The organism is Parashewanella curva, from assembly GCF_003675895.1.
GTDB lineage: Bacteria > Pseudomonadota > Gammaproteobacteria > Enterobacterales > Shewanellaceae > Parashewanella > Parashewanella curva.
The window spans coordinates 1-24,745 of sequence record NZ_ML014796.1 but is presented as its reverse complement, the minus strand read 5'-3'; the positions used below and the strand labels follow the sequence as shown (position 1 = coordinate 24,745).

Genomic DNA, 24,745 nt, shown 5'->3' with positions numbered 1-24,745 from the left:
CTATTAAATCATTGAGTACAACACACCCTCACGAAGTGCACCACCTGATAGGTGAACGGCATTGAGATCAAGCAATTTAAATAGCGCTAGCAAAATTGCCACTCCGGCAGCTAAAGTTGGCGCTCTTTCTTGTGACAGCCCTGCAATATTACTGAGTTTATGGCATGACTCATTGAGAATTTCAGCTTTGATCTGTTCAAGAAATTCGGCAGTGATTTTTTGATGCTGAGCTCTGTGCTTTAATAATTCCATCAAGGTTTGCACTGTCCCTGAAGCGCCTACGGCTTTGTGGCAACCGTAATTTTTTAATCGCACTAAACAGTCCGCCAACTGCACATTGACTTGCTTCACAACGGCTTCAAAATCACTATTGCGATAAGGGAAGTGAGAAAAGTATGGATGATGTAAGCTAACACACCCTATCGGTTTGCTTACTTTAAATAGAATATTGTGAGTATCTCCAACCACAAATTCGGTACTGGCCCCACCAATATCAATCACCAATCGGCGGTCATCGCCTTGTGTGGTATGCCACATACCTTGGTAGATATACTCAGCTTCTTCATCACCAGAAATGACTTGTATTTGGGTTGGCAACACTTTGAACGCTTGGTCAATAAACGCTTGCTGATTAGTCACCTGCCTCAAGGTTGCTGTGGCGATAATTTTAATATCTTGGTCACAAAGTGGGTGTTGCTTTATTTGCTCAGCAAAATATTTAAGGCAAGCAATACCACGTTCAAAGGCGTCTTGCTCCAGATGACCATCACCATTAATTCCATCAGCCAAACGCACTTTTTGTTTGTATTTAGCCACCACTACGGGATGATCAGATTTCACCTCAGCCACCAACATATTAAAACTGTTGGAGCCTAAGGTGATGGCGCAGATCTGTCGACTCATTTAGGTGCTTCTACGGTGTCTAGGATTACGGCTTGGACGAGAGTTACGCTTTTGATTTCCCGTATTTCGTTGTCCAGAACGTTCTCTTGGAGATCTTGGCGTATGACGGCGATGGATAGGCGCAGGTTTAGGAATATCATCCAACAAGGCTTCTCTGTCATAACCCGTTACTGGAATCGAATGACCAATGTAGGTTTCAATTGTTGGCAGATTCAGTGCGTATTCTTCACATGCAAAACTGGCTGAGACACCTTTTTTGCCCGCACGACCGGTACGACCAATGCGGTGCACGTAATCTTCACAATCATCCGGTAAATCATAGTTATAGACATGCGAGACATCAGAAATATGCAAACCACGAGCCGCAACGTCTGTCGCCACTAAAATATCTAACTGACCGTTAGTGAACTGATCAAGAATGCGCAAACGCTTCTTCTGCGGTACGTCACCCGTTAATAAGCCAACACGATGACCGTCGCCTTCAAGCCACGACCACAGTTTTTCACATACATGCTTGGTATTGGCGAACACGATAGCTTTATCTGGCCAATCTTCTTCAATAAGAGACAACAATAATGGAATTTTGTCTTCAGCCGATGGATAAAACAGCTCTTCTTTAATATTTTTCGAGGTTTTCTCTTCTGGCGCAATTTCCACTTTCACAGGATCGTTCATGTGGTCATAGGCCAGCTCCTGCACTTTCATCGAAAGCGTCGCCGAGTACAACATATTTAAGCGATCTTTTGCATCTGGCATACGGCGGAATAAAAAGCGAATGTCCTTGATAAACCCTAAATCGAACATACGATCCGCTTCATCAAGTACCACGGCTTGAATAGCACTTAAGCTCACGACCCCTTGACGAACATAATCAATGATGCGCCCAGTGGTACCAATCAAAATATCGACGCCTTTTTCAAGCACTTTCATTTGAGTTTCGTAGCTCTCACCACCGTATACAATACCCACTTTTAACTTGGTGTGTTTTGATAGTAGTTTGGCATCATTCGCAATTTGAATCGCTAATTCACGAGTCGGAGCCATAATGATGGCCCGAGGTTGATTTAGCTGACGAGTATTTGAAGATGGCGTCGCTAATAAGTGGTTAAAGGTCGCCACCAAAAACGCCATGGTTTTACCTGTACCCGTTTGGGCTTGCCCTGCAATGTCTTTGCTTTCCAGCAATACCGGTAACGATAGCGCTTGGATCGGAGTACAGTATTCGAATCCTGTTTCATTTAATGCCGACAGCACGTTTGGCTGCAGAGGTAAATCGGCAAACCTCTGATTTGATAAATGTGTTTCGCTCATAGCGTCGGCATACCAGTTTTGGGTTGCAACAAAATATTTGATGATTTGTAATATCACCATCAATTAACAGGTCATATATAGATAACTATCGATGCCCTTTGTGACAATGATACCTTGTTAACATGATAAAAAGCATTTGGAAATATCCCTATCTTAACAAAAAGTAGGCACTTTCTCAGCTTCTGCTAAAACAAGACTTTTTACTTTGAAAATAAGTGGGCTAATATCCATATCATTTGTTATTACTCAAGCATCGAGTATGATTAATATATAGACGACTCAGTCTTGAATCTTTCAAATTGAACCCCAATATACAGGTTAAGCCATTAACAAACCAGAAATGGCAACCTAACTGGAGAAAATCATGAGCGAAAAAATTGTATACCTAAGCGATGACGCCTTTGAAGCGGACGTATTAAATTCTGACAAACCTGTTCTAGTAGATTTTTGGGCTGAGTGGTGTGGTCCTTGTAAAATGATCGCTCCAATCCTAGATGACATCGCAGAGGAATACGACGGTCAAGTGACTGTAGCTAAATTAAACGTAGACCAAAACAACACTTCTCCAGCGAAATATGGTGTTCGTGGTATCCCTACATTACTACTGTTTAAAAACGGTGAAGTAGTGGCGACTAAAGTAGGCGCAGTCTCAAAAACTCAACTTAAAGAGTTTATTGACGCTCAGCTTTAATCCCCAAATACCAGTCAAACTTAGTGCCCTGTCTAAATAATTTACACTAAGTTTGACTAAATTTCTGGACGTCTGATTAAGTTAGTGCTAATTTATTAGGCATAAAATATTCTAAATATCCACCTTCTATACTTAAATCATAATCCTTAACCACAACGCCTGAGAACCATTCAGCCGTTTGTTGCGTAACACAAGATCCCCAACATGAATTTATCAGAACTTAAAGAAATGCCCATATCGAAGCTGGTTGAACTGGCTGAGAGCATGAACCTTGAGAATATGGCGCGCGCCCGCAAGCAAGACATCATTTTCTCTATCTTAAAAGCCCACGCCAAAAGTGGTGAAGACATTTTCGGTGGCGGCGTTCTAGAAATTTTACAAGATGGCTTTGGCTTCCTGCGTAGTGCGGGTGGTTCTTACCTTGCAGGTCCCGATGATATTTATGTATCACCGAGCCAGATCCGCCGTTTTAACATGCGTACGGGTGATACACTTTCAGGTAAAATTCGTCCTCCAAAAGAAGGCGAGCGCTACTTTGCACTATTAAAAGTCAACGAAGTTAACTTCGACAGACCTGAAAATTCTCGCAACAAGATCTTGTTTGAAAACTTGACGCCACTGCATGCTGAAGAACGTATCCGCATGGAACGTGGTAACGGTTCTACTGAAGACATTACCGCTCGTATTTTGGACTTGTGTTCACCAATCGGTAAAGGCCAACGTGGCCTGATCGTGGCACCACCCAAAGCGGGGAAAACCTTACTGCTTCAAAACATCGCCCAGTCGATCACCTACAACAACCCTGAAGTGGTGTTGATGGTACTGCTGATTGACGAACGTCCTGAAGAAGTCACCGAGATGAAGCGTCTTGTAAAAGGTGAAGTCATCGCTTCGACCTTTGATGAGCCAGCAAGCCGTCACGTTCAAGTAGCGGAAATGGTGATCGAAAAAGCCAAGCGTTTGGTTGAGCACAAAAAAGACGTAGTTATCCTGCTTGACTCGATTACTCGTCTTGCTCGTGCTTACAACACTGTGATCCCATCATCAGGTAAAGTTCTTACCGGTGGTGTTGATGCTCACGCTCTACATCGTCCTAAGCGTTTCTTTGGTGCGGCACGTAACATTGAACAAGGTGGCAGTTTAACCATTATCGCAACCGCGCTGGTTGATACAGGTTCTAAGATGGACGAAGTCATTTACGAAGAATTTAAAGGTACCGGTAACCAAGAACTGCACCTTTCTCGTAAAGCCGCTGAAAAACGTGTATTCCCAGCGATTGACTTTAACCGCTCAGGTACTCGTCGTGAAGAGAAACTGACCACGGCTGAAGAACTGCAAAAAATGTGGATCTTACGTAAGATCCTCAACCCAATGGATGAAGTCAGCGCCATGGAATTCCTCATCGACAAATTGGCTATGACTAAGACCAACGATGAGTTCTTCGAAGCGATGAAACGCGCGAAGTCTTAATCGCCCCTTATCGGTCAATAAAGCCAGTCATGATCTGACTGGCTTTTTGTTTTCTATCTATTTTATATACGGAATATCATTATGGCTTGGATACAATTACGCTTTCATTCCGACAAAGAACACGCCGAAACGCTCGGTGATTGGTTAATGGAGCAAGGCTCTCTATCCATCACACTAGAAGACGGGCAAGACCAACCTATTTTCGAGCCTAAGCTCGGAGAAACCCCACTATGGAACGACACCATAGTGATTGCCTTATTTGAAGCCGATTGGGATCTCAACCCTATCGTGGCTGAAATGCAAGCAATGCCTGAGTTTAACGGCAAACTGAATTACAAAATTGAACAAATCGAAGATAAAGATTGGGTGCGTGAATGGATGGATAACTTCCACCCAATCCAATTTGGCAAACGCCTGTGGATTTGCCCAAGTTGGCGCGACATCCCCGATCCTAACGCCATCAACGTTATCCTAGATCCCGGTCTAGCCTTTGGCACAGGTACGCATCCAACCACAGCTTTGTGCTTAGAATGGCTAGACGGTTTGGACTTAGCACAATCAGAGGTCATCGACTTTGGTTGTGGTTCAGGTATTCTCGCTGTAGCAGCACTGAAGCTTGGCGCTAAGCAAGTGGTTGGCATCGATATCGATTATCAAGCCATTGAAGCCTCAAAAGCCAATGCAGAACGCAACAATTGTGCTGAGCAGTTGTCTCTATACTTAACAGAGCAAACCCCTACTGACTTAAAAGCCGAAGTTTTAGTCGCTAACATTCTTGCTGGCCCTTTACGTGAATTGGCACCGCAAATTGCCAGCCATGTCAAACAAGGTGGAAAACTGGCACTTTCAGGTTTGCTTAAAGAGCAAGCCATCGAACTGGCTGAGCATTACAGCCAGTGGTTTGAGATGGATGAGCCTTCCCATAAAGAAGATTGGAGCCGCTTAACTGGGGTTCGTAAATAAATTATCACTTATTGGCATAAGTAAAACTTAGGCTGTGAGCTTATGCCAATCCCGCATTTTGGTGATAAATATGCACTTTAGGGTGTATTTTCACTTAAAATGTAAAAATCATGTTTCAGCAACAGTGTTACAAGTATCACATCAATACAATGTCAAGCAAAAAACTTGCATCTAGGTTATTTATTGACCTTTTCAAGCCGTGCAAAAAGGGCTAATATAGCGCCCCTTTGACGCACAAGGTGATAGTACGCATGAGAATTGGACCCTATCAACTGAAAAATCAGCTGATCGTGGCGCCAATGGCAGGCGTCACCGATCAAGCCTTTCGCAACCTTTGTCTACGTCATGGTGCGGCACTTGCTGTATCAGAAATGCTGTCTTCAAATCCCAAAGTTTGGGATTCTGAAAAAAGCAAAAAACGGATGGCACATTCAGGTGAAGAAGGCATTCGATCTGTGCAGATTGCGGGAGCCGATCCTAAGTTAATGGCGCAAGCCGCCCAGTTCAATGTTGAACAAGGCGCTCACATCATTGACATCAATATGGGTTGTCCTGCAAAAAAAGTGAATAAGAAGCTCGCGGGTTCGGCATTAATGCAAGATCCAGCCTTGGTAGAAAAAATTGTATCAGCCGTAGTTGATGCGGTTGATGTACCAGTGACGCTGAAAATTCGCACCGGATGGGATCCTGAACATAAAAATGGGGTTCACATCGCACAAATAGCAGAAGCCTGTGGTATTGCATCCCTCGCAGTTCATGGTCGAACGCGACAATGCATGTACAAAGGCGAAGCGGAGTACGACACCATCGCTCACATTAAACAATCGGTATCCATTCCGGTAGTGGCGAATGGTGATATTACAACGCCTGAAAAGGCACGCTTTGTACTGGAAAAGACCGGTGCTGATGCCATTATGATTGGTCGAGGCGCGCAAGGACGACCGTGGATATTTAGAGAAATAGAGCATTACTTACAAACAGGGGAACATTTAGATCCCGTCAATGGCACTGAAAAGCGTCAAGTCATGCTTGAACATCTCACCAAACTCTATGAGTTATATGGCGAGTATAAAGGCGTACGCTTTGCTCGTAAGCACATAGGCTGGTATTTCGACCAAGATTCACAGCGTGAATTTCGAGCTCAATTTAACAAGCTTGAAGACGCTGAGCAGCAGTATTCCATGGTGGAATGCTATTTTAGAGATTAAGGGCTAACCCCCTAGTACAGATTTAGATTAAGAGCAGAATACGAATGTTTGATCAGACAACTAACACAGAAGTTCACCCACTAACCGTAGGCAAAATCGAAACAGCGAGCGGCGCTATCAAGCCACAACTATTACGCGATGCTGTAAAGCGCGCTGTATCTAACTTCTTTCAACAGTTAGACGGTCAGGATGCTGAAGAAGTATATGAAATGGTGTTATGTGAAGTAGAAGCGCCACTACTAGACATCATCATGCAACACACTCGCGGTAACCAAACTCGCGCAGCAAACATGCTAGGTATCAACCGTGGTACGCTTCGCAAGAAGCTTAAAAAGTACGGCATGAACTAAGAATCACTCAGTAATATACTGATGTTAAAAAGGCTTAACGGTAACAGGTTAAGCCTTTTTTGATTTTGAACCCTATATGTGCCCTAAAAATGTTTCTAACCTTTCCTGAGCCCACTAAATGGCATTATTCTGCTCAAAAATTGAGGCGAATAACCATGATATTTGCCTCAACTTAATTGATAAGAAGATCAAATTTCCAGTAAGTGCTGCATTTTATCCACCAATTCAGCGTGATTAGCACTGATATCATGTGACAATAAAGGTAACTCAGCATGTTTCGCTAGTGGCGCAGGCAATGGAATGTCCATTTCTAAAATATCATCGACACTGTCTTTGAACTTTGCAGGGTGAGCGGTACATAAAAAGATCCCTATTTCCTCTTCTTGTAATTGCTCAGTTAATACTTGATAAGCAATGGCACCATGAGGTTCGCATAAGTAATCTTTTTCCCATAATCGGGTCAGGCTTTGCTTCACATCTTCATCAGTTAAACGACCATGACCAATATCCGCCAATGACCAATTTTGTCCTTTTATTAGCTCCTCAACCCTAGGCCAGTTATTAGGCTGGCTCACGTCCATGGCATTCGACAAGGTTGGTACAGTAACATTAGGTGACCACTGACCCGATTCTAAATATCGCGGCACAGTATCGTTTTCATTGGTGGCAGCAATAAAGCGCTTTACAGGTAAGCCCATGGCTTTAGCAAGCAGGCCTGCCGTAAGATTACCAAAGTTGCCTGATGGCACTGAAATTACCGCTTGCTGACGTTGTGCTTTAGGTAGTTGAGCCACTGCTTCAAAGTAATAACAAGTTTGCGCCAGCAGGCGACTGATGTTGATGGAGTTGGCACTATTCAAGCCAAACTTGGATATAAGTTCAAGATCATCAAACGACTGTTTTACTAACGCTTGGCAGTCATCAAACGTACCATCAACAGCCAAAGTATGAATGTTACCGCCGAGCGTACAAAATAACTTTTCTTGTAAGCTACTGATCTTGCCTTTGGGATACAAAATCACCACATTGATGTTTTCCAGCCCGTAAAACGCGTGGGCTACGGCAGCGCCTGTATCACCTGACGTAGCGGTTAGAATCGTGATTTTTTCATCGTCACGGATCGCCGCTAAACATTGCGCCATAAAGCGACCGCCAAAGTCTTTGAACGCAAGCGTTGGGCCATGGAATAGTTCTAACGCCGATATTGTATCCGTCACCTTAGCCAAGGGTGCCTGAAATTGAAACGCTTGTTCCACTAAGGCATCGACTTGCTCCTTTGAAAACTCATCACCAATCACGGCTGATATGATTTCGCTGCTGCGCTGGTTAAACGGCATATCCAGTAAGGTGTCGATATCCTCAAAATGCGGTAAGGATGATGGGAAAAATAAGCCTTGTTCTCGACCCAAACCTTGGCGTACCGCTTGTGTAAAGCTCACCTGCTCTTGAGGGTCTTTTAAATTATAAAGCATCATAATTGCTGTCCTGTTTGACGCGCCCCTTGAGGATCTAAGCGGCAGATATGGCAAAAGCCGAGCTCATTCTGTAAATAGTGTTGCTTAAGCCAATGGTGTATTCGCTGGGCATCTTGTAAGTTTGAGGCAATGGCAAATAGAGTAGGACCAGAGCCAGAAATGCCAGCGGCAACCGCTCCTGCATCCATCGCACCTTGTCGAGCTTGGCGAAACCCGTTGATGATTCGCGCCCGATAAGGCTCGGCCACCACATCTTCAATACAATTAGCCGCCAGTTGAGGTTGCTGGCTATAACAGGCATGAATAAAACTGGCGAGATTTCGCCCATGGGCGATCACATCTTGCTTTCGATATTGTGCAGGTAAAATAGCGCGAGCTTTAGCGGTCGAGACTTCAATACCTGGATAAGCCATCACCCAATACCAATCATCAAAACAAGGGATTGACTGACTGATGATGCCATTGCGCTCTGGCATCAGTTGCAATCCGCCTAAATAACAAGGCGCAACGTTATCAAAATGAATTGAGCCTGAGATTTGCCCTTCCATCTCACCCATTAACTCTAACAATTCAGTTTCAGATAATGGCTGACCGTGAAAGTCGTTCAGAGCCACCAATGCGGCTACGATGGAGCAAGCAGAAGAGCCTAATCCAGAGCCTATTGGCATGTTTTTCTCAAGGGTTATGGATAATGTTTTCACTGTCCCACTTTTGCTTTCAAGTGCCTGAGCAAAGCGGAGGTAACATTGATACACAATATTATCGTCAGAGTTTGACGGCAACTTATCAACAAATCGTCCCACTGCGTCAAAGCTAAACGTATCAGTCGCCGATACTTGAACGCGATCCCCCAATAACGAGCCGTCAATGGGTGTTACTGCCGCTCCCAAAACATCAAAACCGACACTGACATTACCAATAGAGGCTGGCGCATAGACCACCACTGAATCCATGTTCATTTCATCCATCGTTATACTTCTCGCTTCCATGGCAGACATCTTAAAATGTCAGCAAACACACCAGCGGCTGTTACTGCACCGCCTGCACCATATCCTCTTAGCACTAGTGGAATAGGCTGGTAATAGCGGGTGTAGAAAGCCAATGCATTTTCACCATCTTTGATTTTATGCATAGGATCATCACTATCAACGGCTGTGACTTTGACCTCGCATTGTCCCTGATTAATTTGTCCAATGTATCTAAGCACTTTGCCTTCGGATGCCGCTTGAGATTGCAGCTCTTTGAAATAGGCATCGGCTTCTGGCAAGCGAGCGATAAACTCATCCACCGAGCCTGAGGCATCAAAATCTGGAGGTAATAATGGCTGAACTTTAACTTGGTCAAGTTCCAGCTCTAGGCCGCATTCTCTTGCCAAAATCAGCAGTTTCCTTGCCACATCCATACCGGATAAGTCATCACGAGGATCGGGCTCCGTAAAGCCTTTATCTTTGGCGAGTAACGTTGCTTGTGACAGACTCATACCTTCATCTAACATGCCACAAATATAAGAAAGCGAACCTGATAATATGCCAGAGAACTGGTTGAGATCGTCACCTGCAAATAACAAGTTTTGTAAATTCTCAATGACGGGTAAACCTGCACCTACATTAGTATCATACAAAAACTTACGGCGGTTCTTAGCCGCACTTAAACGAAGCTGACGATAGTAGGCTTGGCTATCGGTATTGGCCTTTTTATTGGCTGTGACCACATGAAAACCCGCTTCCAAAAAATCCACATACTGACGAGAGATATCATCTGAAGCGGTACAGTCGACAATCACAGGGTTGATACGATGACGTTGCTGGATAAGATTTGACAGCGCTGACAGTGAAAACGACGTCTGGCTTAATGCCAGTTGATCTTGCCAGCAACTGAGATCAACACCGTCAGCATTCAGCAACATCTTGTCACTGCTCGCAATGCCTATTACACGAATGACGGTTCCTTGCTGAGTCAAAACTGACTGCTGACGCTCGATTTGTTGCAGTAGTTCGCCACCAACACCTCCACGCCCCAGTACGAAAACATCTAAAAATTGCTGACTGTTAAATAGATTCTGATGACAGGCTCTTATCGCCTCTTTCGCTTTTTCTTGTGAAATTACTGCTGAAATCGAACGCTCAGATGAGCCTTGAGCAATCGCCACAATATTGATGTTAGCTTCAGCCAATGAATGGAACATCCGTGCCGCGACACCTTTGGCGGTTCGCATGCCATCGCCAACAACAGACACAATCGCAAGCTCAGACTGATAGTCAATGGCTTCCAATAAGTGATTGGCCAATTCCAATTCAAACTCTTGGTTCAGCAATTGGTTCGCGGCATCGAGATCATCACTGGAAATACAAAAGCTGATGCTGTATTCCGATGAAGATTGAGTGATCAGTACAATGGAAATCCCACCACGAGAGAGGGTGGAAAACACACGAGATGCCATGCCCACCATGCCTTTCATTCCTGGCCCGGAGACATTGACCATGGTTAAGTTGGACAAACTTGAGATCCCTTTTATCGCTTGTTCATCACAACTTTCAGGCCCAACAAGGGTGCCTTCAGCTTGAGGGTTAAAGGTGTTTTTGATCAAACAAGGAATGTAATATTGAGCAATCGGTGAAATGGTTTTTGGATGTAACACTGCGGCACCAAAATAAGATAACTCCATGGCTTCAGCATATGACAAGCGCTTCAGCAGTTGAGCATCCGGTACCACTCTTGGATCACAATTGTAAACGCCATCGACGTCCGTCCAAATTTCGCAGCATTTGGCATCAACACAGGCCGCCAAGACTGCCGCTGAATAATCAGAGCCATTACGTCCTAATACCACGATTTCCCCTTGTGCGTTCACCGCAGTAAATCCGGGTAATAACGATATCGCACTCAAGTCTAATGGTGACTGCGCCACCTTAAGTTTAGAGGCTTCAATATCCACCATGGCTTCACGATAGCATCCCTCAGCCAATAGATATTGTTTAGGCTCAAGCACCACTGCCGATGTTTCACCACTTTGTAATAACGCTTGCATTATCGCTACCGATAAAGCTTCACCTTGGCTGACCATTTGTGCATAAATATTATTCGGGCACTGCCCTAAAAGCACGATGCCTTTGTGCAAACACCCCAGTTGTTCAAGTCTTTCTTCGAGTTGCATCGCAAGCATGGCGACATCGAATCCAGCGCGCTTTTCGGCTAACCCTTCTAACAAACGAGTGAAAATAATTTGCACATGATCAAGATGTTCAGCACCCTGTTGTACAGAGGAAGTAGCTTGAGTCAGTGCCACTAAATGATTGGTCACTTGAGCAGGAGCAGATAACACAACGGCTACCGCACTTTGCTGGAAAGTATTTTCAATAATGGCTCCGACTCGATAAAAGCAATCAGGATCAGCCAAAGATGAGCCACCGAATTTAAGTATACGCATTGTTGTTTCCTACCATCTGTCTATTCCTTTGTACCCGTGCTGCCTGAAAACGCAGATATAAAAAAACCCGCACCTTGTATGGTGACGGGTTTCGATTTTTGCTTTTGTGTTATACAGCCAAACCTAACCCGTCCCGCTTGTTGTACGGGTGGTCATAATCGTGGTTGTGGTAATGGCGGTATTTTTCACAGTGTTCAAACTCTTGTTTTGTTCGTTAAGGCGCTCAATATGCGGGCTTTTTCACCGCTTTTTTATTAGTACGCATTTACGTTTCTAAAGTCAACAACAGAATGCATTTTTATTCAATTTGATCGCAAATTTTGTCATGGGAGTAAATCAACGTTTTTATGTAACAAGTAGGTTTGAATAAACAAGGGATATATTCTTGATGCCTGTGTTACCATTCTTTCATCGATTAACTGAATAAATTGGCCACATGTATCGCTTACTGTTTTCCCTATTATTAGGTCTCCCATTCATCACTATTGCTTCACCACTTCCTCCTTTACCTGAAGTCGTAACCAATAACGCTGTGGCTCAAGTTTCCGATGGCAAAAATAGCTACTTATTGAGCTTTATGGGATTAGCTGATGGCAAAGGTTATCTAGACGTTCACGCCAAAGCGTGGGGACTCACACTTGACGGACAATCCAAATGGCAATCGCTTCCAGATGTTCCGCATATTGAAGCATTAGCGGGACGTCTTGCCGCTACTGCGGTGGGAATTAAGAATAAAGCGTATATTTTCGGCGGTTACACCGTAGGCAAAGATCATAGCGAGATCAGCACTCGTGATAATTACCAGTTTGACATTAATACTCGTCGCTATACTCGCATTACAGATATGCCTGTTGCCGTCGATGACACCTCTGGGTTTAGTTATCAAGACCGTTATATCTATTTGTTCAGCGGCTGGCATCAAACCGCTAATGTCAATTTAGTGCAAGTTTATGATACCGAGACCGATTCTTGGGCTCAGGCCACTCCTCTGCCTATTCCAGCAACGTTTGGTCAGGCTGTGGGCATGGTAAATGGCAAAATAGTATTGTGTGATGGTGTGAAAATCCAAACATTTGCAGATAAAAAACGAACATTTGCTCCATCTCCAGAGTGTGTTTATGGGCAAATTGACGTTAAAGATCACTTAACCATACATTGGCAAAACCTACCTCATTTCAAACTACCCAATCACCCACAACCAACGGCCTTGTATCGCATGGCAGCAACTGGGGTTACGCAAGCAGGTAAGCAAGGGCAAATCGTCTTTATTGGTGGCAGTGATAATCCATACAACTACAACGGTATTGGTTACAACGGCAAGCCTAGCAAACCGTCACCATGGATGCTGCGTTTTGATTTAGCCACTCATCAATGGCTTGAGCCTATCAGGCTAAAGCAACCAAGCATGGATCATCGAGGGTTATTAGTTTACAAGCAAAAACTCATCCGTATCGGTGGCATGACAGCCGATCAGCAAGTGACCAATCAAGTCGTTATCGACCCACTTCCTTAACTTTGATAAAACACCTTTTAACGATTATCGATGTCAAAATCACAAGGAAAATCTATGAAATTGGAAATGATCTGCACAGGTGAAGAAGTATTAGCTGGTCAAATAATCGATACTAATGCCGCTTGGGTTGCTAATGAGCTAATGGATCAGGGCATCGAAATGCAACACCGCATCACGGTAGGAGATCGACTAAATGATTTAGCCTCCGCTTTTATTGAGCGTAGTCATCATGCCGATGTCATTATCGTTAATGGCGGTTTAGGTCCAACAAGTGATGATTTGTCGGCCGAGGCGATGGCTCAAGCCAAAGGTGAAACTCTGGTTGAAAACACGGAGTGGCGACAACGATTAGAAACATGGTTTAGCAACAATAACCGCCCTATGCCCGCCAATAATTTAAAGCAAGCCATGCTTCCAGAAAGTGCGATTATGGTGGATAACCCAGTCGGTACTGCGTGCGGATTTAGAGTAAAGCTTAATCGTGCATGGCTGTTTTTCACGCCAGGCGTGCCCTCTGAACTAAAAGTCATGATCAAAGATCAATTACTGCCGTTTATCGAACAGGAATTTGGAAACTCTGAACCCACTAAAGTCACTAAAATGCTCACCATTGGTGCCGGGGAATCTTGGCTTGCTGAGCAAATTCAGGAGATTAATTTGCCCGAAGGGATCAGTTTAGGGTATCGGTCTTCGGCGCCATACATTGAAATAAAGGTGTTTGCACGTGGCAAAACTGCCATAAATCAGCTCGACAAGGTATGCAAGCAGATTAAAGCTTGTTTATCTGATTTAATTGTAACCACCAATATTCCTAGCCTACCTCAGGCCATACATGAGCAATTAATTCAACAACAAAAGACGTTAGCATTAGCTGAATCTTGCACTGGAGGAATGATTGCAGAGCAGTTGATCGCGCTCTCTGGTAGTTCACAATATTTACAGCATGCCGTAGTGAGTTACAGTAACGAATCGAAGCAAGCACTACTGAATGTCAATGCTGCTACCTTAGAGCAATTCGGCGCTGTATCTTGCCAAACGGCTGAAGAAATGGCGATAGGCGCTCGGCAAATATTAGACTCTGATTTTGCTCTCGCCACCAGTGGTATTGCAGGTCCATCAGGTGGCAGCGAAGACAAACCTATCGGCACGGTTGCTATCGCACTAGCCCATAACAATGGTGTCTACAGCCAATTATTACAGTTTCCTAAGCGATCTCGAACCATTATCCGCCAACTTGCGAGTGCTGTGGCTTACGATATGTTACGCCGAAATCTTGAGAATAAAGCGGTTATTGTTAACTATCCTTCATACATTAAGAGAAACTAATCTCAACTACTGAAGTCGAAACCTATATTTAAGTAACGCTTTAAATGTAACGGAATGGAATTATGTCAGTGGCTTCGATTTCTCCCCGTAAAGCCCCCATTAGCTATTTACTGACTCCTCAGCAAGTAGCTGACTATATTTCTGGCAGTACTGACTACCAAAAAGAAGCTAAACTTGGGCTTGTTGCTTCCACATGGGATTACCTTGTAAATGATGGCGAAAAGCAACAGTTATTTTTACAATTTCATTCCAATTTTCAAAAACAGCTCGAGGCATATTACCTTGGTGTGGCAGGTGATACAGAGACACAAGCGGTTCAAGAATCCCCAAATACAGCCCAAAAATCTGCTTTGGCTTTTCGTAAGAATCGTAAACTGGTTCGTTCTAATTCCTGTAAAGCACTCAGCAAAAAATCACTACCAGTTGCTCCTCTCACACGCAGTAAATCTTTGCGTCAACGTATGCCTGGTGAATCCCCCCACTTAACAGCACCGACACTGACGGTACCTAAAAGTAGCTCTAATCAATCCACAGTATTCGAAGACAGTATTAATAAAAGTAATACAGCAGAGATGTTACGTGCTGAGCGAGAAAAATATATTTTACGGCGCGCACTTAAAACCTATGACCAACTTAAACAATCATTGCCATCAGCACATCATCAACTGCTTGTTCGATTTAATATTGTTCTAGAAAACTTACCTGAATCTGAGCGTTTTGCCCATCAACTTGAATTAGAGGAAACGGAAGTTAGGGGTGATACTTATGGCAGATTAAAATTTATTCGTGACGGAGAGGCTTACTATCAAGTTTCAGTCCCAAAGTACAAAAAAACACTCCCGGCCGAAAGACCTATATTAACCCCTGAATATTGCGAATCCGCCGTTGCTGTTGCTGAACGAAAATTAACGATAGCAATGGATCATTTACCAATCTTGGCTGCTAAAGCTTATATTGAAGACAGACGGCAACAAGCTGAAAACCATTTCAAACAAGTTGATAGTGCCTACGGACGACTTCCTTCCCCTTTTGAGCAAAATATTAACGAATATAGATTTATTAATTACGGCACAGGCTGGATATTAAAAGTGGTGCTCAAGTGCGACCAAGTAGTTCAGCTTCGTATTACACAAGATGAAGTAAATTGGATGGTAAAAAAACTTCCGACCCCAAAATTCAGGGAATCGTTATGTTTGTTGTGCAGTGAATATGTCGTAGCCACAAACAACGCCCGTTTCTCCCAACTATATGAACCAGCGATAGTGCAACTGGGTCAGGCATTAGAACTTAACCCTAATCGACAAAAGCTTCCAATCACATTACAACCTTATTTTCAAAAACTAAATAAGGTTATGCTGGGAGACATTGCTTTAATGAAGTTCATTGACGGGCCTAATTTTACAACATTTAGAAGATAGGCCGCCAAATCTAGTATTTTCATTACCCTGTATTACGCATCCCAGCAGCAACCCCCGCAATGGTCAACATCAGAGCCAATTCCAGCTCTTTATCCATTTCTGAAGTTTTACGTGTACGAGCTAATAATTCCACTTGTAACGCATGTAAAGGATCCAAGTAAGGGTTACGCAGATTAATCGACTCTCGGCTCCATGGTGTGCTTGCCATCAGCACCTCAGATTCAATTAAGTTCAACAAGGTGGCTTTACCTGAATGTAATTTGTCACTTAAGCGATGTCCAAAACCATGTAATTGCTTTGGTACCAAGCATCGCTCGTAATATTTAGCAATGTTGGTTTCTGACTTGGCATAGACCATCTCAAGCATTGACATTCGAGATGAAAAATACGGCCACTCTTTGACCATAATGCGCAAAGTATCAATATAACCTTGCTTGACCGCTTCTTTGATCGCATCTCCGGCTCCTAACCAAGCGGGTAAGTTTAACCGGTTTTGTGACCACGCGAATGACCAAGGGATGGCTCGTAAGCTCTCAATGCCGCCATCTTTTCGACGTTTAGCGGGGCGACTGCCTAACGGTAATTTACCTAGCTCGACTTCTGGTGTGGCATAACGGAAATATTCGACGAACTGAGGATCGTGTCGCACCACATTACGATAAGCGTGCAAAGAGGTTTCCGACATTAAATGCATTACCTTTCGCCATTCTGGTTTTGGCTCGGGAGGAGGCAATATTGAGGCTTCCATTACCGCTGAAGCGTACAGAGCTAAACTTTTACAGGCCATTTTAGGTAAACCAAACTTAAAGCGGATCATCTCCCCTTGTTCAGTCACTCGAATCCGGCCATCAACCGAACCAGGCGGCTGAGATAAAATCGCTTGGTGAGCAGGGCCACCACCTCGTCCAATAGTTCCACCACGACCATGGAACAGAGTAAGCTTAATATCCCATTGCTTACAGACTTCGACTAATTGTTCTTGTGCTTCATATTGCGCCCATGAAGCAGCGATCACTCCTGCATCTTTTGATGAATCGGAATAACCAATCATCACTTCTTGTGAACCTTTTATGTGCTCACGGTACCAATCCACGGTTAACAGTTGATTGATGCTGTCAGAGGCGTGGTTTAAGTCATCTAACGTTTCAAATAACGGCACAACCGGCATAGTCCATTGGCAGCCCGCTTCTTGGAGTAATAGAATCACCGCCAATACATCAGATGGCTCTCTTGCCATAGAAATGACATAAGAACCCAAAGCTTGTTGTGACTGTTGAGCGACAACACGTGTGGTATCTAATACTTCTTGTACGTTAGCTGATGGCTTCCAATGTTGAGGAATAAGCGGGCGCTTATTTTGCAGTTCTAATAATAAAAACGTCTGCTTCTGGGTTTCACTCCAACTGTTGTAATCACCTAACTCTAAATAAGCCAGCAATTCTTGAAATACTTCAGCATGACGTCCAGAGTCTTGTCGAATATCCAGCTTGAGTAGATGTACTCCAAAACAGGACAAACGGCGTAAGGTATCAAGCAGCTTACCATTGGCAATCAAGGTCATGCCCTTTTCGACGAGACTGTCATACATCATGGTTAATGGTGCTGTTAGATCTCTGGTATGCCAGATTAGTTTTTTAACCGGTAACTCTGCTTCTTCGTCTTCTAATTTGAGGTCTAGCGCCTTGATGGTACGTTTAAGGCGTTTACGTAGTTGCCTTAGTAGCACACGATAAGGTGTTCGGTCGGCACCTACGGCCTCAATCATTCTGTCACTGGCGTCATCCATGGACAACTCTGACACCAACTCATCAATATCTTCTAGGTACAATAATGCCGCTCTTTGACGGTTACGGTACAAGACTTCTTGGGTTACTTCTGCGGTTACAAATGGGTTACCGTCGCGATCGCCTCCCATCCACGACGAGAACTTCAAAGGCATTACCGTCTTCGGTAATTGACGGTTAAAATGTTTTTGAAATTGCCCTTCTAATTGACGCATGAAATCGGGTACGGCTTGCCACAATGACACTTCCAGAGTGGACAATCCCCAAGTGGCTTCATCTACAGGTGTTGGGCGCTGCTGGCGGATTTCATTGGTGTGCCATATTTGGCTCACTAACTCTCGCAAACGTTGGCTGTACTTTTGGCGTTCATCGTAATCGATACGCTCACTATCTAAAACAGATAAACAATGAATTATAGAGTTGTATTTTTTAATCAGAGTACGGCGAGAAATTTCGGTAGGGTGAGCGGTAAGAACAATATCAATCGACGTTTCATTAAGGCAATTCAATACCTTTTCTTCTGCATTGGGTTGAGATTTTAATCGCTCGAATAAGTCATCAATCGGCTGTGGCGCACAAACTTTTTCATCACAATCATGACTAATTGTATGAAATTGTTCTGCAATGTTCGCCAAGTTTAAGAACTGATTAAAGGCTTTAACAAAGGGCACTAATTCTTCGTCGGGAAGTTCAGCCAATATGGTCAGCATCTTGCTTCGAGCCGTTTCATCTCCACTACGAGAATCTTTCGCCAACACTCGAATTTGCTCAACTTTTTCCAGAAAACCTGCTCCAAGATCATTGGACATTGTCTCACCTAAAATCTGTCCAAGCAGGTTTACATTTGCGCGCAATGGCGCGTAACTATCGACGGATAACTCTCCCATACTGACACCTTTATTATTAAGACATGTCAGTTACCATATCCTATCCGCAGACAGAATCGAAGTGTTTTTCTAGTTGAATCTTGGAGCTTAAGTTATCTGTGACAGGTGACTCAATACCCATTAATTGATAATCGTTATTGATCAACATGCAAAGCATACCTTTAAACTGGTTCATGGTTTTTACTTTGAGCACACCGTAACCTTTGGTTTGTACCCACTGCTCTTGAGCGTCCAGCAACTGCTGCGCAACTCCAAGGTTACGATAGTCTTTGGCGACACCACCCAACCAACTGTAGAATTGCTCATTAGATAGCGCGTAGCCAATTTTATACCCTGCAGGCTCTCCCTCTACATAGGCAATAGACACTAAATACGCTTTATCTTGCAACCGCTGCTGAATTTTTTCAGCGGTAACGCCATTATCGAGTTCTGAAATTTGTCGGCTGATCTCAAGAATATCTTCAAGTTGTTCAGGTGTTAGTTGCTCGGTTTGAATGTGGGTGATCTGGTACATAAGCTCTCAACTTTAACTGGTCTGTCCACTTAGAGTAGCAAATTTTCTCCCGAATACAAAAGTCGATAATTTCAACATGTTTCACAATATTTACTAAATTCAAACGGATTGATTAAAAATAGCTATCGATTATCATCTGCTGCATTTATATTCGTATTTTGTATATTTAATTCAATATTTTGTAAGATAAAATGTTAATATGCACCGCTTTCAAGGAATGCAATAGAAATCGGCACTGCCGTAGGATGTTTTCATGCCAGCCCCTCTTTCTTCAACTAAATTGCTAAAACTTCCCATTCATAAGCTGCGACAAGGCATGTTTATCGAACAGTTTGAAGACGGTAATAGCAAACTTAACATTACGAATTCTGGGCAAATTCGACATTCAAGTATGTTGGAGAAATTAAAAAAGCATAAGATCAAATATGCATGGGTGAATGTCGAACGTTCAGCCCCTGATTGCGGCTTGCACCCAACTCAAGATGACACTGACTCTAAGCTTGAGATAAAGCCAAATGAGCCTCAATTTAAACAGCGCAATGCCAAGCAGCGGCAGTTGCTTCGGGCTCAGCAACAAACTGAAACTAAGACATTGCTCAGTGAAGCCAAAGGGCTGGTTCGCAAGGTGTTATCGGAAACCTTTGAAGGCAAAGCCATAGAGCTGACTGAATTTGAGAACATGGCTGATAAAATGATCCGTTCAGCCCTTACAGATATTGATGCATTTAAGTGTGTTGCCGCACTTCGAACCAAAGACGCATACTTGCTTGAGCATTCGATAAATGTTGCTTTTCTGTTAGTCACCTTTGGCAATTATATGAAGCTTCCTGCTGAGACCATTAAAGAAATGGCTGTTGGTGGGCTGCTGCATGATATCGGAAAGATTCACGTGGATGATACGATATTGAATAAGCCTGGAAAGTTAAGCCCTGAAGAGTACGACATCATAAAGCAGCATCAATTTCATGCCATCGACATCGTAGAAAATATTCCTAACTTTTCCCAAATCAGCAAAGATGTGTGCTTAATGCACCATGAAAAATTAGACGGTAAAGGCTACCCCAAAGGGCTCTGTGGCGACCAACTTCCTCAACATGGGCGTATGAGTTGCATTGTTGATATTTACGATGCTCTTACCGCTACCCGTTGCTACAAAGAGGCCATGAGCCCTGCTTCAGCGTTCAAGATATTATTATCGTTGACGCCATTTCATCTCGATAAAGACTTGGTATATGAATTTATACGATGTATTGGTGTATACCCTACAGGTTCACTAGTTGAACTCTCGGATGGTCGAGTCGGCATTGTATGGGACTCGCTAGACAGAGATGTACTTCACCCTGTAGTTAAATGCTTTTATTCCGCCAAGCTCAACCGCTATGTCGAAATTGAATATGTGGACTTGTTGGAGCAAGATACGCTCAACATTGAGCGTGGTGTTTCACCACGTTCGTTAAACGTAGATCCAAATCCGTTTTATTGATCTTTCATCAATACCAACTCTTTGCTATTACCCCATTTTACGGGGTAATACGATGGTCACTTTTAAACCGTGCGGCTCAATATTTTCTGCTTTTATTTCTCCTTGGTGAGCCGCAATGGCAGCTTGGCTGATCGCCAAACCTAAACCACAGCCTCCAGAATTGCGATCTCGGGCACTATCGGGACGATAAAACGGCTGAAAAATATTTTCTAACTCCGACTGCTCAATGCCTGAGCCATCATCTTCTATCGTCAACTGCACACCGGATTTATATCGCAGAGCACGAATACGGATCGTCGTTTCAGCATAACGAAGCGCATTACGTAAAATGTTCTCTACTGCTCGGCAAAGTAAATTAGGCACCACCTCAACTTTGATCGCGCCATCAATATCTACGACTACTTGTTTTTGCTCTTGCTCAGCCTCAAACTCAACATCAGAAATCATCTGCGCTAAACATTGATTTAATGAAAGGGATTGCTTTTGCTGCATTGACTGATTGCTGACTCGAGACAAGGTCAATAGCTCTTGAATTAACGCTTCAAGTTGTTCTGCTTCATAGCCGATACGCTCAGTTTCTTTGGTCTGTTGTCCTTTTTTATGTGCCACCGCTAATGCCAACTGCAATCGAGTTAACGGGGTTCGTAATTCATGAGAAATATCCCCAATTAAACGCTGTTGTTGATTGACCATTTGTTCAATGGCATTTGCCATGCTGTTGAAAGCACGCGCTAACTGCCCGATTTCATCACTGCGCTTTAAGGTTGAATCATCTACCCTACTGCTCAGCTCTCCTTGAGCCAATTTATCCGCACTACGTTTTAACTGCTTTAACGGCCGACCCAAGTGCCAAGCCAATACACTGCAGAGTAGGCCAGATAGTAAAATGGCTAATGATAACGTCAGTAATTTATACTCCGTAAACCAAAAAAACCAAGGTCGTGGATGTCGGTTTTCTAGGCTGCCATAAAGTGAATACGTTCTATTTTGAACTTCAATTTGATAGGGACCAAAAAAGACTCGCTCTCGAAATTGATGACGGATTGGCTTTTGTGCATCTTCCGCCATCAGCATAAAACGCCTCAAATCCCGAGAAAAGTGTCGGCGATTGAGTATGCGGCCATCTTCATTCGCAATAAACAGTACAAATCGAGGATTAAAGCGTTTGAGTTTAGATAAACGGCGAACATTTTCAGGCTTGAGTAAATCAGGATTTTTCTGAAGTTTTTTTCCAGCCTTTATTAGAATTTTTTGAAGATTGCTCGGTAATGGAGCCTGATCGTGTTTTTGCTGTATCAATGGCAATAACGCCACGGCTCCAATTGTAAGCGAGCTACACAACCAAAAGCCTACTAATAATTTGATAAAAATACGATTTGCCACGTTATTTTGAATTCCTTAAGCCAGCCAAATGTAACCTTTGCCACGAACCGTTTTGATCCTTGGTCGGCCATCTTCACGCTCAGGCAATTTTTTGCGTAGATTGGATAAGTGCATATCCAAACTGCGGTCAAACGGCATCAAACGCTTGCCCAATACCTGAAGGTTTAAGGTTTCTTTACTGATCATTTCACCACAATGCTCAATCAAGGCTTGCAACAGTGCAAATTCACAATCGGTTAAGGGCAACACCTGCTGCTGACAACGGGCTTCTTGCCGTGATACATCAATACTGATGTCATCATGGTGCTGTTCTGCTGTAATCGTGTGGTTTCCAATGCGACGAAGAATCGCTCTAACTCGTGCGACTAATTCACGATCATTAAACGGTTTAGACAGGTAGTCATCGGCTCCCATTTCAAGCCCAACCACTCGATCGATGTCATCACCTCTTGCCGTTAACATTAATACTGGCGTATGTTTTTGCTCTCTTAATTGACGTAATACTTCAAAGCCATTGAGTTTTGGCAGCATGACGTCCAATAAAATCAAATCAAAATCATCGGCTAAAGCATAATTCAAGCCTTGGGCACCATCATGTGCCAAAGTGAGATCAAAGCCTTCAAGTTCAAGCAGTTGCCCTAATAACTCTGCCAACCCCTGATCATCATCTACTAATAATAGTCGTGCCATTCATTTACTCGCTTTACCGTACTGTTGCTGATAATAGCAATATTTGTGCGCTTTCCTTACCCATCTTTACTTAGCTTTACGTTTCACATATTCAAACTTACATTGCAATCCCTACACTTGCTAGCAACCCAGTTAATTTCCCTTCACAAAAGGAACGTTATTATGACCATCTCTACGACTAAAAAATTAATGGCTGCTGCAATGTTAACTTGTTCTGCACTCGCCCCTATCGCTGTCTATGCGAAACCTGATGCTGGAACAAAATGCATGCAACAAGTGCAAAAACGCGGTCACCATAAATTAATGAAATTTTTCCGTAAGCTTGATTTAACCGCTGACCAAAAACAGCAAATCAAAGATATTTACAAAGCGTACAGACAAGAGCAAAAGTCACTTAGACCGACCAAAGAAGACCGACAAGCTTATGCTGAGCAAGTAAAAGCACTGGTTCAGTCTGCAGATTTCGATGCCCAAGCCGCAGCCAACTTAGTTGATCAACGTAGTCAACTTCGTCAGCAACAAGCCGTAGCAACAATGAAATTACGTCATGACATGTCTCAAGTGCTGACTCCCGAACAACAAGCTAAAGCAGAGCAACTTAGAGCTGCTAAAAAAGCTCGTTCAGATCAATAAACTTAACTTTACTCAGTTATTTCTTCTTTAAGTGCCTGATTTCTCAGGCACGCCCTCTTCTTCCCAGCTTTATCCTTGACTATAATGTTAACATCTTGATTCTTGGTCAATATGCAATGGCTCACCAAACCGATTACGTCTTTTGGGTAAAACTCGCCAGTCGCGCCTCGGTGCTGGTCGCAATAACCCTGATTGTAGCCAAACTCTTTGCTTGGCTTTATTCTGGTTCAGCCAGTATGTTGGCATCACTAGCCGATTCCACCTCGGATCTTGCGGCCTCTTTAGTTAACTTTTTTGCCCTACGTATCGCCATTACTCCCGCAGATGATGATCACCGTTTTGGTCATGGCAAAGCAGAATCTCTAGCCGCTCTGGCTCAATCAGCATTTATTACGGGAACGGCACTGGTATTGATTTTTTATGGTGGCGAACGACTGTTAGAACAAGCTCCTGTTGAGCGGACAAATTTGGGCATTGGTGTCAGTGCATTTGCCATTGTATTAACTTTCGGGTTAGTGCTCTTGCAACGCATCGCTCATGCAAAAACGCAAAGCCGTGTCATTGCGGCTGATGCACTCCATTACAAGAGTGATTTATTGCTCAATCTTTCGGTATTAATCGCTTTGGTGCTATCTCAGTATGGATGGTGGTGGAGTGATGGCCTGTTCGCTATTTTAATCGCACTCTATCTTGGCTGGCAAAGCTTACAATTAGGTAAGGAAGCCATTAATGAACTGATGGATAAAGAACTGAGTCCAGAAGTACAGCAACAAATTTATGATATCACGATGGCACACCCGCAAACGCAAGGGGCTCATGACATACGTACCCGTCAATCTGGCCGAATGGTGTTTGTGCAACTGCATTTAGATCTGGACGCTGATTTATCTTTATATCAGGCCCATGACATTGCCGATACCATTGAACATAAAATCGAGCAGTTGTTTGATCATGCTGAAGTGATTATTCATCAAGATCCGGTGAATACAGACGGCTCACATAGATGATCACCAAGCTGACTAAACCACCTTCCAACGAGCCTAGAGCACGATACCAAGATAAATTCGTCGACACTGTAGACTCATCGTATGGTACCGCTAATAAAATGATAGTGATCACCCCAGCTTGAAGTAAAAGATACTTAAATTGGTGCCAATATTCAGCAACCCATGCAAACACCAATAACCACTAGGGCAAACGGGTCTAAATTAGACACTCAGTTTGCCCACGGTTAAAACCTTCATCAAATAATCTTCATCCCAGCCAGCTTTTAACCGTTTGCTTTTTATTCCAACTTTTGCTGTTTTCTCATTTTT

General features: G+C 43.5%; 21 protein-coding genes. 11 read left to right on the top strand and 10 right to left on the bottom strand.

Annotated features, from left to right (window positions below; genetic code table 11):
* Positions 1-3 precede the first annotated feature (3 nt).
* Together D5018_RS14360 and rhlB are read right to left on the bottom strand one after the other, a co-directional pair.
* Positions 4-903: a Ppx/GppA phosphatase family protein gene (locus tag D5018_RS14360; RefSeq protein ID WP_121839693.1), complete on the bottom strand. Its 900-nt coding sequence runs from the start codon at positions 901-903 to the stop codon at positions 4-6.
* Positions 904-2,214 carry an ATP-dependent RNA helicase RhlB gene (rhlB, locus tag D5018_RS14355; RefSeq protein WP_121839705.1) on the bottom strand — a complete coding sequence of 437 codons (1,311 nt, stop codon included), beginning with the start codon at positions 2,212-2,214 and terminating at the stop codon, positions 904-906.
* Positions 2,215-2,578: 364 nt separating this feature from the next.
* On the opposite strand from rhlB, the gene trxA reads away from it, so the two are divergent.
* From trxA to fis, 5 genes are all read left to right on the top strand, one after another.
* Positions 2,579-2,905, top strand: coding sequence for a thioredoxin TrxA (gene trxA, locus D5018_RS14350; RefSeq protein WP_121839692.1), 327 nt, complete (start codon positions 2,579-2,581; stop codon positions 2,903-2,905).
* Between the two features lie 204 nt (positions 2,906-3,109).
* Positions 3,110-4,375 (top strand): transcription termination factor Rho, encoded by a 1,266-nt coding sequence (gene rho / locus D5018_RS14345; RefSeq protein ID WP_121839691.1) that lies wholly within the window; start codon positions 3,110-3,112, stop codon positions 4,373-4,375.
* Between the two features lie 81 nt (positions 4,376-4,456).
* Positions 4,457-5,338, top strand: a complete 882-nt coding sequence (prmA, locus tag D5018_RS14340) for a 50S ribosomal protein L11 methyltransferase (protein WP_121839690.1) — start codon at positions 4,457-4,459, stop codon at positions 5,336-5,338.
* A 251-nt stretch (positions 5,339-5,589) separates the two neighbouring features.
* Positions 5,590-6,546, top strand: a complete 957-nt coding sequence (gene dusB / locus D5018_RS14335; protein WP_121839689.1) for a tRNA dihydrouridine synthase DusB — start codon at positions 5,590-5,592, stop codon at positions 6,544-6,546.
* A gap of 44 nt (positions 6,547-6,590) precedes the next feature.
* A complete protein-coding gene (fis, locus tag D5018_RS14330) occupies positions 6,591-6,896 on the top strand; it encodes a DNA-binding transcriptional regulator Fis (protein ID WP_121839688.1) in 306 nt (101 codons plus the stop codon).
* A 188-nt stretch (positions 6,897-7,084) separates the two neighbouring features.
* Here fis and thrC read toward each other — a convergent pair whose 3' ends face one another.
* From thrC to thrA, 3 genes are read right to left on the bottom strand one after another with little or no spacing between them, the layout of a single operon-like run.
* Positions 7,085-8,371, bottom strand: coding sequence for a threonine synthase (thrC, locus tag D5018_RS14325; protein ID WP_121839687.1), 1,287 nt, complete (start codon positions 8,369-8,371; stop codon positions 7,085-7,087).
* A complete protein-coding gene (thrB, locus tag D5018_RS14320) occupies positions 8,368-9,360 on the bottom strand; it encodes a homoserine kinase (protein ID WP_243637445.1) in 993 nt (330 codons plus the stop codon). Before thrB ends, thrC begins: the two co-directional genes overlap by 4 nt.
* On the bottom strand, positions 9,342-11,798 hold the full coding sequence (thrA, locus tag D5018_RS14315; RefSeq protein WP_121839685.1) for a bifunctional aspartate kinase/homoserine dehydrogenase I: 2,457 nt from the start codon (positions 11,796-11,798) through the stop codon (positions 9,342-9,344). The genes thrB and thrA overlap by 19 nt, the downstream gene beginning before the upstream one ends.
* Positions 11,799-12,234: 436 nt before the next feature.
* Between thrA and D5018_RS14310 the strand changes: the two genes are divergently transcribed.
* The 3 genes from D5018_RS14310 to D5018_RS14300 all read left to right on the top strand — a co-directional run bounded on the left by D5018_RS14310 (position 12,235) and on the right by D5018_RS14300 (position 16,055).
* Complete coding sequence (locus D5018_RS14310; RefSeq protein WP_121839684.1) at positions 12,235-13,311, top strand: Kelch repeat-containing protein; 1,077 nt, start codon at positions 12,235-12,237, stop codon at positions 13,309-13,311.
* Between the two features lie 54 nt (positions 13,312-13,365).
* Positions 13,366-14,637, top strand: coding sequence for a CinA family nicotinamide mononucleotide deamidase-related protein (locus D5018_RS14305; protein WP_121839683.1), 1,272 nt, complete (start codon positions 13,366-13,368; stop codon positions 14,635-14,637).
* Between the two features lie 62 nt (positions 14,638-14,699).
* Positions 14,700-16,055 (top strand): hypothetical protein, encoded by a 1,356-nt coding sequence (locus D5018_RS14300; RefSeq protein ID WP_121839682.1) that lies wholly within the window; start codon positions 14,700-14,702, stop codon positions 16,053-16,055.
* Between the two features lie 22 nt (positions 16,056-16,077).
* Here the strand turns inward: D5018_RS14300 and ppc are convergent, their stop codons facing one another.
* The gene (gene ppc, locus D5018_RS14295) at positions 16,078-18,726 is read right to left on the bottom strand and encodes a phosphoenolpyruvate carboxylase (RefSeq protein WP_121839681.1); all 2,649 of its coding nucleotides are present in this window, start codon (positions 18,724-18,726) and stop codon (positions 16,078-16,080) included.
* A 40-nt stretch (positions 18,727-18,766) separates the two neighbouring features.
* A complete protein-coding gene (locus D5018_RS14290; RefSeq protein ID WP_121839680.1) occupies positions 18,767-19,240 on the bottom strand; it encodes a GNAT family N-acetyltransferase in 474 nt (157 codons plus the stop codon).
* Positions 19,241-19,493: 253 nt separating this feature from the next.
* Between D5018_RS14290 and D5018_RS14285 the strand changes: the two genes are divergently transcribed.
* Positions 19,494-20,723: an HD-GYP domain-containing protein gene (locus tag D5018_RS14285; protein ID WP_121839679.1), complete on the top strand. Its 1,230-nt coding sequence runs from the start codon at positions 19,494-19,496 to the stop codon at positions 20,721-20,723.
* Between the two features lie 27 nt (positions 20,724-20,750).
* Here the strand turns inward: D5018_RS14285 and D5018_RS14280 are convergent, their stop codons facing one another.
* Together D5018_RS14280 and D5018_RS14275 are read right to left on the bottom strand one after the other, a co-directional pair.
* Complete coding sequence (locus D5018_RS14280) at positions 20,751-22,106, bottom strand: ATP-binding protein (RefSeq protein WP_121839678.1); 1,356 nt, start codon at positions 22,104-22,106, stop codon at positions 20,751-20,753.
* 15 nt (positions 22,107-22,121) lie between these two features.
* Entirely contained in the window at positions 22,122-22,796 is a 675-nt protein-coding gene (locus tag D5018_RS14275; protein WP_121839677.1) for a response regulator, read from the bottom strand.
* 162 nt (positions 22,797-22,958) lie between these two features.
* Here D5018_RS14275 and D5018_RS14270 point away from each other — a divergent pair, with 162 nt between their 5' ends.
* Both D5018_RS14270 and fieF read left to right on the top strand, forming a co-directional pair.
* Positions 22,959-23,429, top strand: coding sequence for a Spy/CpxP family protein refolding chaperone (locus D5018_RS14270; protein WP_121839676.1), 471 nt, complete (start codon positions 22,959-22,961; stop codon positions 23,427-23,429).
* Positions 23,430-23,545: 116 nt separating this feature from the next.
* On the top strand, positions 23,546-24,436 hold the full coding sequence (fieF, locus tag D5018_RS14265) for a cation efflux pump FieF (protein WP_121839675.1): 891 nt from the start codon (positions 23,546-23,548) through the stop codon (positions 24,434-24,436).
* Here the strand turns inward: fieF and D5018_RS21565 are convergent.
* Entirely contained in the window at positions 24,393-24,608 is a 216-nt protein-coding gene (locus D5018_RS21565) for a hypothetical protein (RefSeq protein WP_133309301.1), read from the bottom strand. The two genes, fieF and D5018_RS21565, sit on opposite strands and share 44 nt — an antisense overlap.
* Positions 24,609-24,745: the final 137 nt, after the last annotated feature.